Raw genomic sequence first — 15,138 nt, forward strand, 5'->3', positions numbered from 1 at the left:
AAATAAAGTAGTTAGGTTGTATACTTTCTCGTCATTCTAAAATTTTAGTTAACTATTTGGAGTCCTCATGGCACGCGTAACTGTTCAAGACGCTGTTGAAAAAGTTGGCAACCGTTTCGACCTAGTACTGATTGCGGCTCGCCGCGCTCGTCAAATGCAAACTGGCGGTAAAGATGCACTAGTGCCAGAAGAGAACGATAAGCCAACGGTTATCGCTCTACGCGAAATCGAAGAAGGTTTAATTACTAAAGAAGTTCTAGACGCTCGTGAACGTCAAGAACAGCAAGAGCAAGAAGCGGCAGAGCTAGCGGCAGTAAGCAGCATCGCTCACAACCGTTAATTCTGACTTTAGAATTCAACAACCTCCCGGGCCTATAATTTGTATCTATTCGATAGCCTCAAAGACGTTGCCCAAGAATACCTAACAGAGCCTCAGATTGAGGCTCTGCGTCAATCTTATGTGGTAGCGAGAGATGCCCATGAAGGGCAAACCCGCTCTAGCGGTGAACCATACATCATCCACCCTGTCGCTGTGGCTCGTATCTTGGCCGAAATGCGCCTTGATATCGAAACCCTCCAAGCTGCTTTGCTGCATGACGTCATTGAAGACTGTGATGTAACTAAAGAAGATCTCGAAGAGAAATTCGGCAACACTGTCGCAGAATTGGTTGATGGTGTATCTAAACTGGACAAACTCAAATTCCGCGATAGGAAAGAGGCTCAGGCTGAGAACTTTCGTAAGATGGTTCTGGCCATGGTGCAAGATATCCGCGTCATTCTGATCAAACTGGCTGACCGCACGCACAACATGCGTACGCTTGGCGCGCTTCGACCAGATAAAAAGCGTCGTATTGCTCGTGAAACGTTAGAAATTTACGCGCCCCTCGCTCATCGTCTTGGTATTCACAATATCAAAACCGAACTCGAAGAGTTGGGCTTTGAGGCGCTATATCCCAACCGCTACCGCGTACTGAAAGAAGTGGTTAAAGCCGCACGTGGTAATCGTAAAGAGATGATCCAACGCATTCACAGCGAAATAGAAGGCCGTCTGCAAGATTTTGGCTTGAATGCTCGCGTCGTTGGTCGTGAGAAAAACCTGTTCTCTATCTACAACAAGATGAAAACCAAAGAACAGCGCTTTCACACCATCATGGATATCTATGCGTTCCGAGTCGTTGTTGATACCGCTGATACTTGTTATCGCGTTTTAGGCCAAGTACACAGCTTGTATAAGCCACGTCCTGGTCGCATGAAAGATTACATCGCGGTACCAAAGGCGAACGGCTATCAATCGCTACACACTTCCATGGTTGGCCCACACGGCGTACCTGTTGAAGTTCAGATCCGTACTGAAGATATGGATCAAATGGCGGACAAAGGTGTCGCGGCACACTGGTCTTACAAAGACAAAGGCGACAAGTCTGGTACCACTGCGCAAGTGAAAGCTCAGCGTTGGATGCAAAGCCTGTTAGAGCTACAACAAAGCGCGGGTAACTCATTCGAATTCATTGAAAACGTAAAATCCGATCTTTTCCCAGATGAGATTTACGTCTTCACACCAAAAGGTCGTATCGTTGAACTACCTTTAGGCGCAACGGCTGTCGACTTTGCCTATGCCGTACATACCGATGTAGGCAACTCTTGTGTTGGTGCTCGTGTTGATCGTAACCCTTACCCATTGAGTAAGGCATTGAAAAACGGTCAGACAGTGGAAATTATCAGTGCCCCTGGTGCGCGTCCGAATGCGGCATGGCTGAACTATGTCGTGACTTCTCGTGCCCGCACTAAGATTCGACAAGTACTGAAAACGATGCGTCGTGAAGAGTCGATTACTTTAGGTCGTCGCCTACTTAATCACGCACTTGGCCGTCACTCGATTGATTCAATTTATCCAGAAAATATCCAAGAAGTCTTGAATGATCTTCGCCTAGAAAGCATCGATGATTTATTGGCTGCTATTGGATTGGGTGAGTTGATGAGCATTGTGATCGCACGTCGTCTCCTTGGTGACACCGAAGAGCTCACGACAACAAGTTCAATCCCAACGGACTCGAAGAAGAAGCTTCCGATTCGTGGCGCAGAAGGCTTATTGCTGACGTTTGCAAATTGTTGTCATCCTATCCCAGATGATCACATTATTGCTCACGTATCGCCTGGTCGTGGTTTGGTTGTTCACCGAGAAACATGTCCGAACGTTCGTGGTTATCAGAAAGAGCCAGACCGTTATATGGCTGTCGCTTGGTCTGAAGACTACGATAAAGAGTTCATTGCTGAACTTAAAGTCGACATGCTTAACAACCAAGGTGCTCTTGCAGAACTGACCAACGTGATCTCGAAAACAGGATCAAACATTCATGGCCTTTCAACGGAAGAACGTGATGGTCGTCTATACACTGTGACTGTGCTGTTGACGACGAAAGATCGTGTCCACCTTGCTGGTATCATGCGTAAGATTAAGGCAATGCCTCAAGCAACCCGAGTCAGACGCAGAAAGAACTAACCTCTATCGCCACCTACTCTGTTAGGTGGCGATTTTTTATACCTCAATAAATATGAACCTAGAACGTTACAACCGTATTCACCAAGTCCTAAAAACTCGCCAAACTGATCTGACACTTTGTCTCGAAGAAGTACATAAGCCAAACAACGTCTCTGCTGTGATCCGCACCGCTGACGCGACAGGCTTACACAAAGTTCACGCAATTTGGCCAGACAAAATGCGTACGCTGAGCCATACCTCAGCTGGCGCGCGTAACTGGGTTGAAGTGGATACTCACGATTCGATTGAAACTGCGATTACCGAACTCAAAGCGCAAGGTATGCAGGTTTTGGTGACCAATCTTTCGGACACCGCCGTCGATTTTCGCGAAATCGACTACACCAAACCAACGGCAATCATTTTAGGCAGCGAAAAGGTTGGCGCTTCGGAGCAAGCCAAACAGCTTGCCGATCAAGACATTATTATCCCGATGGTGGGCATGGTGCAGTCACTAAACGTATCGGTTGCCAGTGCCGTAATTTTGTATGAAGCGCAACGTCAACGTGAAGCCGCAGGCATGTACGACCGAGAAGAAAGCGCTCTGCCTAAAGAGACAATCAACCGTATTCTCTTTGAACGTGGTCACCCAGTGCTGGCAAAGGTCGCGAAACGAAAAGGGCTCGTTTACCCACCACTCGATGAAGAAGGTCAAATCATCGCCGATGACGCGTGGTGGCAAGAGATGCAAAGCAAGTAACAGACTTTCGTCATCCTGAACGGCGGCGAAGGAGCGTGGTTCAGGATCTAATTCTCAAATATACAGATGCTGATAGTGTTAACTTCAGCGACATACTTGTTGGAAATAGAATCGTGATGTCGCTAAAGCTCCTCGGAATGATAGGTTATCAGTCAAATCATGACACTAACTAAAGCATGACTATTTTTTCCTGTACAAAAACACAGCTCCATGGTTAACATACTGCTATGTTAACCATTTTCTTGAGCCCTCTATGCCCGCCCAAATGTTATCTGCCGTCCCATTAACCTCCCTTTCTGGAGTTGGCGCGAAAGTCGCAGAAAAACTCGCCAAAGTTGGCTTACATAGCGTTCAAGATTTGCTGTTTCACCTTCCGTTACGCTACGAAGATCGTACTCGTATTTACCCTATTGCCAAACTGCATGCTGGCCTTTGGGCGGCCGTGCAAGGTAAGGTCATGGCAGTCGACACCATCTTCGGTAAGCGCAAAATGCTAACGGTAAAAATCAGCGACGGTAATGGCACTATCACGCTGCGCTTTTTCAACTTTACCGCAGCCATGAAGAACAATTTCACGCAAGGTAAGTTAGTACATGCTTACGGTGAAATTAAGCGCGGTGGCATGGGTTTGGAAATTGTTCATCCTGACTACAAGTTTTACGTTAGCGAGCAAAAGCCCGATGTAGAACAGAGCTTAACCCCTGTTTATCCCACCACCGATGGTTTACGTCAAATCACATTGCGCAACCTTACCGAACAAGCTTTAGCCCTGCTTGATAAAACCGCAGTGCAGGAATTACTTCCAGCTGGGTTGTATGACCATCAAATCACGATGTCGCAAGCGCTGCACACCATTCATCGCCCACCACCAACCATTAATTTAGATGAGTTTGACGAAGGCAAACATCCTGCCCAAATCCGCTTGATCATGGAAGAATTGCTCGCACAAAACTTATCGATGCTGGCGGTGCGTAGCAAAGGTCAGAAGGATTCAGCGCTACCTCTCGGTCCTTGTCATAAACTAAAAACGCAGCTTTTAGCCCAACTGCCTTTCTCTCCTACAAACGCTCAAACCCGAGTAGTACAAGAGATTGAAGCCGATCTAGAAAAACCGCATCCAATGATGCGATTAGTGCAAGGCGATGTTGGTTCGGGGAAAACATTGGTTGCCGCTTTGGCCGCTGTTAGAGCCATTGAGCATGGCCATCAGGTGGCACTCATGGCGCCAACCGAACTATTGGCCGAGCAACACGCTATCAACTTCGCAAACTGGTTTGAAACAATGGGCATTCAAGTCGGTTGGTTAGCGGGCAAACTCAAAGGTAAGGCAAAGGAAGCCGAGCTGGCTCGTATTGCCAGTGGTGAAGCGCAAATGGTAGTGGGTACTCACGCGCTATTCCAAGAGCACGTTGAATTTCATCACCTTGCTTTGGTCATCATTGATGAACAGCACCGCTTCGGTGTCCATCAGCGATTAGAATTGCGTGAAAAAGGCGCAAAACAAGGCGCCTATCCACATCAGCTCATCATGACAGCAACGCCGATTCCGCGAACGTTAGCCATGACTGCTTATGCTGACTTAGAAACGTCGGTGATTGATGAGTTACCGCCAGGTCGAACACCAATCCAGACTGTCGCGATTCCAGATACCAAACGCAATGATATCGTCGAACGTGTCCGAAATGCCTGCTTAAACGAAGGCAAGCAGGCATATTGGGTGTGTACCCTGATTGATGAGTCGGAAGTATTAGAAGCGCAAGCCGCGGCAGATACCGCAGAAGAGCTTCAACGTAAGCTACCGGACGTAAAAATTGGTCTAGTACACGGACGAATGAAACCGGCAGAGAAACAAGCGGTGATGCAAGATTTCAAAGACAATAAACTGCATTTGCTGGTCGCAACGACAGTGATTGAAGTTGGTGTGGATGTGCCAAACTCTAGCTTGATGATCATAGAAAACCCTGAACGTCTTGGTTTGGCACAATTACACCAGTTAAGAGGTCGCGTGGGCCGAGGTTCCGTTGCTAGCCATTGTGTGCTGCTGTACCACTCTCCGCTGTCAAAAACCGCGCAAAAACGTCTCGGAGTACTACGTGAAAGTAACGATGGCTTCGTCATTGCGCAGAAAGACCTAGAAATTCGCGGCCCTGGAGAACTATTGGGTACAAAGCAGACAGGTCTTGCTGATTTCAAAATCGCAGACTTAGTTCGAGATCAACGCCTGATTCCCGAAGTTCAGCGTATTGCGCGTCATATTCATGACAATTACCCGACTAACGCAACAGCGATTATCGATCGCTGGTTGGGTGAGCGGGATATTTACTCCAAAGCGTAATGATTGAAAGCGAGCCAAATGGCTCGTTTTTTAATACGCCAAAAGCAAACGTTTGCTTTTTGAGAAAATCTCTCTATAATCGCGCACAAAATTTTTAAGTGTGTTAGATCACACTCCACCAACCTGAGTTGACTCTGATTAACAGCAATCACAGGTAACGACGTCAACTCCACCCTGCTCTCCCATTCAGCGAGAACTAGGGAAATATTGCGACTAGCGAGACAAACAATGACAACTTCAAACCGATCTTCGGAACTGGTCTATCAACTCAACGATCGACCACCTTTGCCTCAAACCATTTTTGCCGCACTTCAGCACTTATTGGCGATGTTCGTCGCGGTTATCACTCCGTCACTGATCATCTGTCAGTCTTTGGGTGTACCAGCAGACCAAACGAATACCATCATCAGCATGTCTTTGTTTGCGTCAGGCGTGTCTTCGTTTATTCAAATTCGCACCGTTGGCCCAATTGGCTCTGGTTTGCTCTCTGTTCAAGGCACCAGCTTTAACTTTTTAGGTCCTATTATTGGTGCAGGCCTATCGCTGAAAGCCGGTGGAGCAGACATCAGTACCATGATGGCTGCCATTTTTGGTACGATTTTAGTCGCATCATTTGCAGAAATTTTTCTATCTCGCGTGTTGGAGCATGCCCGCCGAATCATCACTCCGCTTGTTTCAGGCATCGTCGTCACTCTTATCGGTCTCACACTGATTCAAGTCGGCTTAGTATCAATGGGCGGTGGCTACGCAGCATTAAATGAAGGAACCTTCGGCAGCTTAGACAAACTTGCTCTGGCTGGGACGGTACTTGGATTAATTGTGATTTTAAACCGCTCGAAAAACCCATACATCCGTGTGGCTTCAATCGTGATTGCGATGCTAGTGGGCTACATCATGGCGTATTTTATGGGGATGGTAGATACTTCTCAGCTAGGCGCAACCGAGATCGTAGCACTGCCCGTACCAATGCAATATGGCTTATCGTTTGACTGGTCTCTGTTCATTCCGCTGGTACTGATTTTCTTTATTACCGCACTAGAAGCCATCGGTGATATTACCGCAACATCTGAAGTGTCTGGTGAGCCAGTAAAAGGCCCAGTGTACATGAAACGCATTAAGGGCGGTGTGTTAGCAGACGGCTTAAACTCTGCAATCGCAGCCGTTTTCAACAGCTTCCCGAACTCAACGTTTAGCCAGAATAACGGCATCATCATGCTAACAGGAGTCGCGAGCCGCTACGTGGGTTACTTTATTTCTGGCATGTTAGTGATTCTTGGCTTGTTTCCTGGCGTCGCTAGCTTTGTTCAGCTGATTCCTGAGCCAGTACTTGGCGGCGCAACAATTGTCATGTTTGGTACGATTGCTGCCGCTGGTGTACGTATTATCTCTCGTGTTGAGCTCGATCGCCGCGCAATTCTGATCATGGCCTTATCCTTCTCAATGGGACTTGGTATCGCGCAAAAACCAGAGATCCTGCAATTTATGCCAGAATTTATTAAGAGTATTTTCTCAACTGGTGTTGCAGCAGGTGGTATCACTGCGATCATTTTAAATCTACTTCTGCCAGAGAAACTGGAAGACGAAGATGAACTTCCTCAGGAAGTGAAAGAGTCTTAAGATTATTGAGAATAAGAAAAGCCCAACCTATTTAGGTTGGGCTTTTTGTTTTAAAGGGTGCGGGCCATCGACTTACTTGGTAGGAAAGCTGATTTGAGCGATTAAACCGCCTTCACTGCGATTACGCATCACCACAGAACCTGAATGCTGGCTGATTATACGCTTCACAATCGCCAACCCTAGCCCAGTGCCTTCACTACCGCGAGCGGTGTCACCACGCGTAAAGGGTTCAAATAACCTCGCGATTTGAGAATGCTCGATACCCGGTCCGTTGTCCTCTACTGAAATCCACACTAGCTGCTTATCTGCTGTCACACCAGTGCTGATTTTGACCCAGCCATTGCCATAACGTAGCGCATTCACAACTAAGTTACTGATCGCCCGCTTAATCGCAATCGCACTTCCTTTGGCTGGCGGCAAGTTAAGATTAAGATCTGTTTCAATTTCAACCTCATAACCACCTTCAGAACTGGCGACGTCACTGGCAATCGTACTGATATCAACCGCTTCAAACGATTCTTGGTTCACCGGTTTGAGGTAATCCATAAACTGACTGATGATCTCATTACATTCTTCCGTATCGCTAATGATCCCCTCCGCAAGATAGCTGTCCTCAGGAGACATCATTTCTGTCGCTAGGCGAATACGCGTCAGAGGTGTTCGTAAGTCATGGCTAATCCCTGCCATTAATAAGGCTCGGTCTTCTTCTAGCTCTTGAATACCTTTCGACATTTGATTAAAGGCTCGAGTTACAGAGCGAATCTCCGATGCGCCTTTCTCTGCTAAGGGGGGCGGGATCTCACCTCGACCGACGTCTTTCGCGGCTCTCTCTAAAGCCAAAAGTGGACGGTTTTGCAAACGAATAAACAACCAACCACCTGCAATGATCAGCAGCGCCATAATCAAGCTGTTACGAAACAGCGGGGCAAAATCTTCTTCTTGCAGCTCAGATAACGGAATACGAATGATGGAGTTCGGCAACTTTTCGATGTGCATCCACAAAATGTAACTTTCATCGCCAAGCAATAAGCGCACTTCTGTGGGCGAACCCAGCTCTTGGCTCATTTCTTCAGACATCAAATCAATCGACATTGCGTGATGAAATTCAATCGCCTTATCGCTATCGAGACTATGAACCGTCACCCCTAATCTTTCTAACAATTGACGCCTTAACGGTGCATCAGACTTTAAAGGTCCTTCATCATCAAGCACCAAATTGAGCTCATGGGCGAGAATTTTATTGAACTGCTGCAAACTCGGCATCAACGCGTAGTTAAAAACGGCGTAGTAAGAGAAAACTTGGCTCGCGAGAAGCAAAGAGATGAACAGCAGAATAGATTGTGTCAGTGAACTTCGGATGCGCATGGAACGTTCCTAGTGGTCCTAATCGCGAAATTTCAGCCTTCAAAGGGAAGGTAATGAAGGCTGAAGTTGCTATAGCCAAGTGCTGGCTATGGAGTGAAGAGATTACACCTCTTTGCCGTCTGGGACGAAAACATAACCTAGGCCCCACACGGTTTGAATGTAGCGCGGCTTGCTCGGATCGTCTTCTAACATGCGACGTAAGCGTGAGATTTGTACGTCAATAGAGCGTTCCATTGCAGAATATTCACGGCCACGCGCCATGTTCATCAATTTATCTCGTGACATTGGCTCACGTGCATTCATCACGAGCGCCTTGAGAACAGCAAACTCTCCAGAGGTGAGTGGCATTGCCTCATCACCGCGGAACATCTCGCGAGTGCCTAGATTGAGTCGGAATTCCCCGAACTCCACCACTTTTTCTTCCGTGCTTGGTGCACCCGGCAACTCTACAGTTTGGCGGCGTAATACTGCCTTGATGCGAGCCAACAATTCGCGTGGGTTAAACGGTTTTGGCAAATAATCATCCGCCCCTACCTCAAGACCCACGATGCGATCCACTTCATCACCTTTCGCGGTGAGCATTAAAATTGGCAACATGTTGTTCGCGTGGCGTAGACGACGACAAATTGACAATCCATCTTCACCAGGCAACATTAGGTCTAGCACCATTAAGTGAAAGTTTTCGCGCGTTAGTAGGCGATCCATCTGTTCGCCATTGGCGACACTTCGTACCTGAAAACCTTGCTCAGAAAGGTAACGCTCCAATAGAGCACGTAAACGAGCATCGTCATCAACCACTAAAATTTTATGATTTTCTTGCATTGAAACATCCTTTCAGAAGCGTCTATTGTCGAAAATGTATCACTGTTTTTCCTAACGTGCTCAAGCAAATTGTTACTCTTTTTATCTTAAGCGCTTTATTCTCTCTCTAGCAGGTATTTTCAGCACCTACTATTGACCATAATTCCATTCCAGTTCACGTTTGGCCTCAAGCAGCTCTTGCTGTGCCTCAGCCAGCTTGTGACGTTTTTTCTCAATTTTGTCTGCTTTCCCTGAATGCTGAGCTTCGACTAATTCTTCCTCTCGCTCCTCAACTTCTTTAGTCTTTTCTTCCACTTCTGCTTGCAGCTCTTGGCGCAGCTCACCTTCCGAGCATTCATTCTGGATAGCGGAAAGTGCTTGCTCCAAGCCTTTAATGCGATGCTCATTACCTTGCGCTTTTGCATACTCAAGCTGCTGCTCTACCGCTAACTCTTTAGCGTCACAGCCTTTCACTTCATCTTGAGCAAAAACTGAAAGTGAGAATCCTATTGTTAGTGCAGCACTACACATGACTGCTTTGTTCATTTTACTTCTCCGAGAAAGGCACCATGCCTTTATACCAAATATTCTGACGTTGAGACCCAAGTCACTTCTAGTGAACTTCATGAGACTTGAATCGGTGATAAAGCCTCAGTCTTCCGAGGCCGGTTGAGTATATTCAATTGAGTTGATGAACCACTCTTTTTCACCTTCTGGGGTGCGTACCGTGAACTCTTCATCCACTTGTTTTTTCAACATCGCTCGCGCCATAGGTGAATCGATAGAGATGTAGTCTTTCGCATCGCCGTAAATCTCTTCAGGCCCGACAATACGAAACTTTTTCACTTCTCCTGCCTCATTTTCTATTTCCACCCATGCACCAAAAAAGACTTTGCCTTCTTGTTGCGGAGAATAGTCAACGATCGTGACTTCTGGCAGGAATTTACGAAGGAAGCGGACACGACGGTCGATCTGACGGAGTAAACGTTTATTGAAGGTGTAATCCGCATTTTCTGAGCGATCGCCCAGGCTCGCAGCCCAAGTGACGATCTTGGTGATTTCCGGGCGCTTTTCATTCCAAAGGTAATCATGCTCTTGTTTGAGTTTGTTGTAACCTTCTCGTGTAATCAGCTTAGTTTTCAAATTAACTCCTATCTCAACTAAAAAATGCTGCTCTTTGGCAGCATTAAGGAGATGATATACCCAAAGATCCAATGTTGTTCAGGCTTTGGGTATCAAGGTGATAAGGCGGCCAGAGTGTTACTTTTCGTAATCCGGTTTTTGCGTCACGATGTAATTCGTATCACTCGAAACAACCGCGCCATGTTTTAGGAAGTTTTTACCTAAAATCATGCTGTAATGGAAGCGACCTCGGTCCTGTAAGTTGACTCGGATCTTCTTCTCTAATTCGCCAAGCTTAACATGCATTTCAACCACAGGGCGTACGTTCGCTTTCTCACCTTTCTTCGCTTTAATACGCATGACATCAACAACAGGCTTGGTAAACGCCTGTTTCATGCCAAGATCGTTCTCATAGGTAAAGCTCACCATGTCTTTGCCGTCTTTCTTAAACTGCTTGATGTTCTTAGCATTGATTGAGCTTACATCTGCACCCGTGTCTAACTTCACAGGGAAAGACATCCCCTCAACTTCAGCCACTTCGATATGGCCAGCTTTGAAAAGTGGCCTTGCATCTAGTAGATGGTCTGCGCGAGTGTTCAGCAACACACCACCCTTGGCTATGTCATGACCAAAGACGAAAAAGGGTTGAGTGTCACCCTCATCAAGCACATCGAGCGCAAACTTCATTGATGTGTCTTTTCTACCGAGAAGAAAGTCTCCTTCGACAACAGGGCGAACCGCGCTGCCAACCTTGAGCTTTTTCAACACTGGTTTGGTGATTTTTTCTTCTTTCCCCTCATCGTTCATTAAATAAAACGTGACGGACTCATCCTTACCTTTTTCTGTTACTTCAAACCCATTTACACGCAGTAATGGCGTTTTCACAGTAAAAGTGGGGTAAGCAGGGACGGTATAACCATCAATGGTGACCTGTTCTTCTGGTGAAACGACAAGAGGTTTTGATTTGAGTGCGCTTTTGAACGTTTTTTCTACGCCACCCAGTAGATTTTCTCTGTCCGTATCAATAACAAAGTGCTGACTCGCGACGTCCCGACCTAAGCGAATTTGCGAACTGAACTTACTGCGATCACGCAGATACACCAACCAACGTTGAGTTTCATTTTCGCCGACTTTGACGGGTAAATAGACTAAAGGGCGCTCGCTTTTGGTCGTTTTCAGCATTCGTACCAAGGGTAATGTCATTGGATGACGCTTGCCATTCTCGCCCTCTAACATAAAAGAGACTTCGTTATGCTTTTTGTCTACCTTGATGTCCAGTGCATGGACGTTGGTATAACGGCTAGAAGTTGAGATGCTGATCTTATATGGCACACCTTCGACTTCAACCGTCTCTTTTTTGCCAATCATTTTTGCGAGTGGCTGTTCTTGAAGGTAATCGTAACCAGCGAAGACCCATGCGTTATCATCGAGATAGGTTTTACCAATCAAGATAGGAGAAGAGAATTGCGTACGCTTGGTCAGGTTCACTTCCGTATCAACGGTGTGACCAGCGATTGTCATCGGCATTTTTATTGTCGGGCGTAGGATGGGCTTTTTGCTTGTTCGACTGCGAATCGCGCTCACTCTTTCCAGATCATCGGTAATCTGTATTTCCTTCCCTGTATAAGGGTGAGGAACCGTAAAGCTAACCTTTACTTGATATGGCTTAAAGCTGTCGGCGTCCCACTTTGCCTTCGTACCACCTAAGTCATCGACAATCGCCCAAAGTAACTCGTTATCTTTCAAATCTTGGTAATCTGGGTGTGAGCTACTGACATGGATATTCTCCGCATGCATCGATGTCGTATCTGCACCAGTATCAATCTTGCCAATAAATGGCACCGCTTTTAGTTCCGGAATGTCACTGTAGTAGACGCTCTCCACACGCCCTAGTACCAATTTGTTATCGAGCTGATAAACGGGAGCTTGTGTGGTTCCTGAGATAGACTGCGCCCAACTAAGCGGGGCGACAAGTAAGGCACTCGTAAGCGCTAACGCCAAAGACATTTTTTTCATCATGATTATCCGTATAAGCCGAGGTACATTTAGTGATATCAACAACCGTGGAATTAGGTTAGTCGATAACTGCGGATATAAGTTCTCAATTTAATTACAGTTTTGACATAAATCTGACTGATGTCCACCAGCGCCCGGTAAATTTTTGCCTCGTTAATTTAAAACATTGCAAATTCTTCGAACGACCCCAATGTTCTATACAACCAAAACCGAATTAAAAGAGAAAACACGGATGAGCCAAGCTATCTGTCGCATGATTGCTCAAGAACTGAATGTTCGCCCAGAGCAAGTCAACGCCGCTGTCACCCTAATTGATGATGGCAACACTGTCCCTTTTATTGCACGTTACCGCAAAGAGGTGACGGGGGGCCTTGATGATACCCAGCTTCGTACTTTGGACAGCCGTCTGTCTTACCTTCGTGAAATGGATGATCGCCGTCAAACCATCCTCAAATCAATCCAAGAGCAAGGCAAACTGACGCCAGAGCTAGAACAAGAGATCGCGCAGGCAGACAGCAAAACTCGTCTTGAAGACTTATACCTACCTTACAAACCCAAGCGTCGTACGAAAGGTCAGATCGCGATTGAGGCTGGTCTTGAGCCGCTCGCAGATCAGCTTTGGAATCACCCACAAACCGAGCCAGAAAGCGAAGCAAGCAAATACCTTGATGCAGACAAAGGCATCGCAGACACCAAAGCTGCATTGGATGGCGCTCGCGCGATCATCATGGAGCGCATCGCAGAAGACGCAAACTTACTGGAAAAAATTCGCAACCACTTAAATCGCAATGCGGAACTGGTCTCACGAGTCGTTGAAGGCAAAGAGCAAGAAGGCGAGAAGTTTAAAGATTACTTCAACCACAACGAGCCCCTAAGCAAAGTGCCATCGCACCGAGCACTGGCGATGTTGCGTGGCCGTAACGAAGGCTTCCTGACATTGGCGATGAACGCTGATCCAGAACAGGAAGAAGGCGCTCGTCAGTCTTACTGCGAAACGATTATCGCCGACCATTATGGCGTAACGCTAAGCAGCGCACCTGCGGATACCTGGCGTAAGCAAGTGATCAGCTGGGCATGGCGCATCAAAGTATCGATGCACATGGAAACCGAGCTAATGGGCGCAATGAAAGAGCGCGCTGAAATCGAAGCGATTGAAGTATTCGCCACTAACCTAAAAGACTTGTTGATGGCAGCACCGGCTGGCCCTCGTGCAACACTTGGTCTCGATCCGGGTCTGCGTACAGGTTCAAAAATCGCGGTTGTCGACTCAACAGGTAAAGTGCTTGCAACCGAAACCATCTACCCTCACCCACCACAAAAACAATACGACAAGTCAGCACAAATCGTTGAGCAGTTGGTGCGTAAGTACAACGTGGATTTGATTGCGATTGGTAACGGTACGGCTTCACGTGAAACCGACAGCTTTGTCGCAGACGTCATCAAACGTGGCAACCTGAAAGTTCAGAAGATCATAGTAAGTGAAGCGGGGGCTTCGGTTTACTCAGCGTCTGAGCTTGCAGCAAAAGAGTTCCCGAATATGGACGTATCACTGCGTGGTGCAGTGTCGATTGCACGTCGTTTGCAAGATCCATTGGCTGAACTCGTGAAAATTGATCCGAAATCTATTGGTGTGGGTCAATACCAGCACGATGTAAGCCAATCTATGTTGGCAAAACGCCTAGATGCGATTGTGGAAGACTGTGTAAATGCGGTTGGTGTTGATGTGAACACCGCTTCTGCCGCACTATTAACACGCGTAGCAGGCTTATCAAGCACCATCGCGCAGAACATTGTCGACTTCCGCGATGAAAACGGTCGCTTTGAAGCACGTACAACCTTGAAGAAAGTACCTCGTTTAGGTCCTAAGGCGTTCGAGCAGTGTGCGGGCTTCCTACGAATCATGGATGGTAAGAACCCACTTGATGCGTCTGCGGTTCACCCAGAAGCGTACCCGGTGGTCAAAGCAATTTCTGAGAAGAACAACAAAGACATCAAAGCACTGATTGGTGATTCAAGCTTCCTTAAAGGTCTGCATGCGGTCGATTACACCGACGATAACTTCGGCGTTCCAACCATTACAGACATCATCAAAGAGTTAGACAAGCCGGGTCGTGACCCACGTCCAGAATTCAAAACGGCGACCTTTGCAGAAGGTGTAAACTCGGTATCTGACTTGGAACCGGGCATGATTCTAGAAGGTGTGGTATCAAACGTAGCCAACTTCGGTGCCTTCGTTGATATTGGCGTTCACCAAGATGGTCTCGTACACATCTCTGCACTGACAGATCGTTACGTGTCTGACCCACGTGAAGTGGTGAAAGCGGGCGACATCGTCAAAGTGAAAGTGATGGAAGTTGACGTGCAGCGTAAGCGTATTGGTCTATCGATGCGTATGAACGACGAACCGGGTCAAGACAACCGCAGCCAACGCTCATCAGCAGCGCCACGTCGTAATGACCAACCGCAGCGTCGTCAGCCTCGCCGTGATGATTCGTCATCGAACAGCGCGATGGGCGGTGCGTTTGCTGCAGCGTTTGCTAAAGCGAAAAAGTAACCTTACCTAGGCTTCACCGCTAACGAGCTTTCATAACTAAAAAGAAAACGCTCCAATCAGTCAACCTGCTTGGAGCGTTTTTGTTTGAGTAG

The 15,138-nt window shown here is 47.1% G+C and carries 11 protein-coding genes; 6 read left to right on the forward strand and 5 right to left on the reverse strand.

The features are described 5' to 3' along the window. Positions 1 to 67: 67 nt before the first annotated feature. The 5 genes from rpoZ to R7R24_RS11705 all read left to right on the forward strand — a co-directional run bounded on the left by rpoZ (position 68) and on the right by R7R24_RS11705 (position 7,188). Complete coding sequence (gene rpoZ / locus R7R24_RS11685; RefSeq protein WP_005379346.1) at positions 68 to 340, forward strand: DNA-directed RNA polymerase subunit omega; 273 nt, start codon at positions 68 to 70, stop codon at positions 338 to 340. Positions 341 to 379: 39 nt separating this feature from the next. After that, positions 380 to 2,500: a bifunctional GTP diphosphokinase/guanosine-3',5'-bis pyrophosphate 3'-pyrophosphohydrolase gene (gene spoT / locus R7R24_RS11690; protein ID WP_005379340.1), complete on the forward strand. Its 2,121-nt coding sequence runs from the start codon at positions 380 to 382 to the stop codon at positions 2,498 to 2,500. 52 nt (positions 2,501 to 2,552) lie between these two features. After that, a complete protein-coding gene (trmH, locus tag R7R24_RS11695; RefSeq protein WP_017820702.1) occupies positions 2,553 to 3,236 on the forward strand; it encodes a tRNA (guanosine(18)-2'-O)-methyltransferase TrmH in 684 nt (227 codons plus the stop codon). A gap of 253 nt (positions 3,237 to 3,489) precedes the next feature. Continuing rightward, on the forward strand, positions 3,490 to 5,571 hold the full coding sequence (gene recG / locus R7R24_RS11700) for an ATP-dependent DNA helicase RecG (protein ID WP_182038430.1): 2,082 nt from the start codon (positions 3,490 to 3,492) through the stop codon (positions 5,569 to 5,571). Between the two features lie 228 nt (positions 5,572 to 5,799). Beyond that, the gene (locus R7R24_RS11705; RefSeq protein ID WP_005379335.1) at positions 5,800 to 7,188 is read left to right on the forward strand and encodes a uracil-xanthine permease family protein; all 1,389 of its coding nucleotides are present in this window, start codon (positions 5,800 to 5,802) and stop codon (positions 7,186 to 7,188) included. 72 nt (positions 7,189 to 7,260) lie between these two features. Here R7R24_RS11705 and envZ read toward each other — a convergent pair whose 3' ends face one another. The 5 genes from envZ to R7R24_RS11730 all read right to left on the reverse strand — a co-directional run bounded on the left by envZ (position 7,261) and on the right by R7R24_RS11730 (position 12,495). Then, the gene (gene envZ / locus R7R24_RS11710; RefSeq protein WP_017820700.1) at positions 7,261 to 8,553 is read right to left on the reverse strand and encodes a two-component system sensor histidine kinase EnvZ; all 1,293 of its coding nucleotides are present in this window, start codon (positions 8,551 to 8,553) and stop codon (positions 7,261 to 7,263) included. Between the two features lie 102 nt (positions 8,554 to 8,655). Then, complete coding sequence (gene ompR / locus R7R24_RS11715) at positions 8,656 to 9,375, reverse strand: two-component system response regulator OmpR (protein WP_005379333.1); 720 nt, start codon at positions 9,373 to 9,375, stop codon at positions 8,656 to 8,658. A 129-nt stretch (positions 9,376 to 9,504) separates the two neighbouring features. Further along, positions 9,505 to 9,900 (reverse strand): DUF1090 domain-containing protein, encoded by a 396-nt coding sequence (locus R7R24_RS11720; RefSeq protein ID WP_017635004.1) that lies wholly within the window; start codon positions 9,898 to 9,900, stop codon positions 9,505 to 9,507. Positions 9,901 to 10,005: 105 nt separating this feature from the next. Continuing rightward, positions 10,006 to 10,497: a transcription elongation factor GreB gene (gene greB / locus R7R24_RS11725; RefSeq protein WP_005379321.1), complete on the reverse strand. Its 492-nt coding sequence runs from the start codon at positions 10,495 to 10,497 to the stop codon at positions 10,006 to 10,008. A gap of 117 nt (positions 10,498 to 10,614) precedes the next feature. Further along, on the reverse strand, positions 10,615 to 12,495 hold the full coding sequence (locus R7R24_RS11730) for an ATP-dependent zinc protease (RefSeq protein ID WP_155486323.1): 1,881 nt from the start codon (positions 12,493 to 12,495) through the stop codon (positions 10,615 to 10,617). 229 nt (positions 12,496 to 12,724) lie between these two features. Here R7R24_RS11730 and R7R24_RS11735 point away from each other — a divergent pair, with 229 nt between their 5' ends. Further along, positions 12,725 to 15,046 (forward strand): Tex family protein, encoded by a 2,322-nt coding sequence (locus tag R7R24_RS11735; RefSeq protein WP_005379317.1) that lies wholly within the window; start codon positions 12,725 to 12,727, stop codon positions 15,044 to 15,046. The last annotated feature ends 92 nt before the right edge of the window (positions 15,047 to 15,138 follow it).

It is taken from the genome of Vibrio sp. 704 (assembly GCF_033339295.1).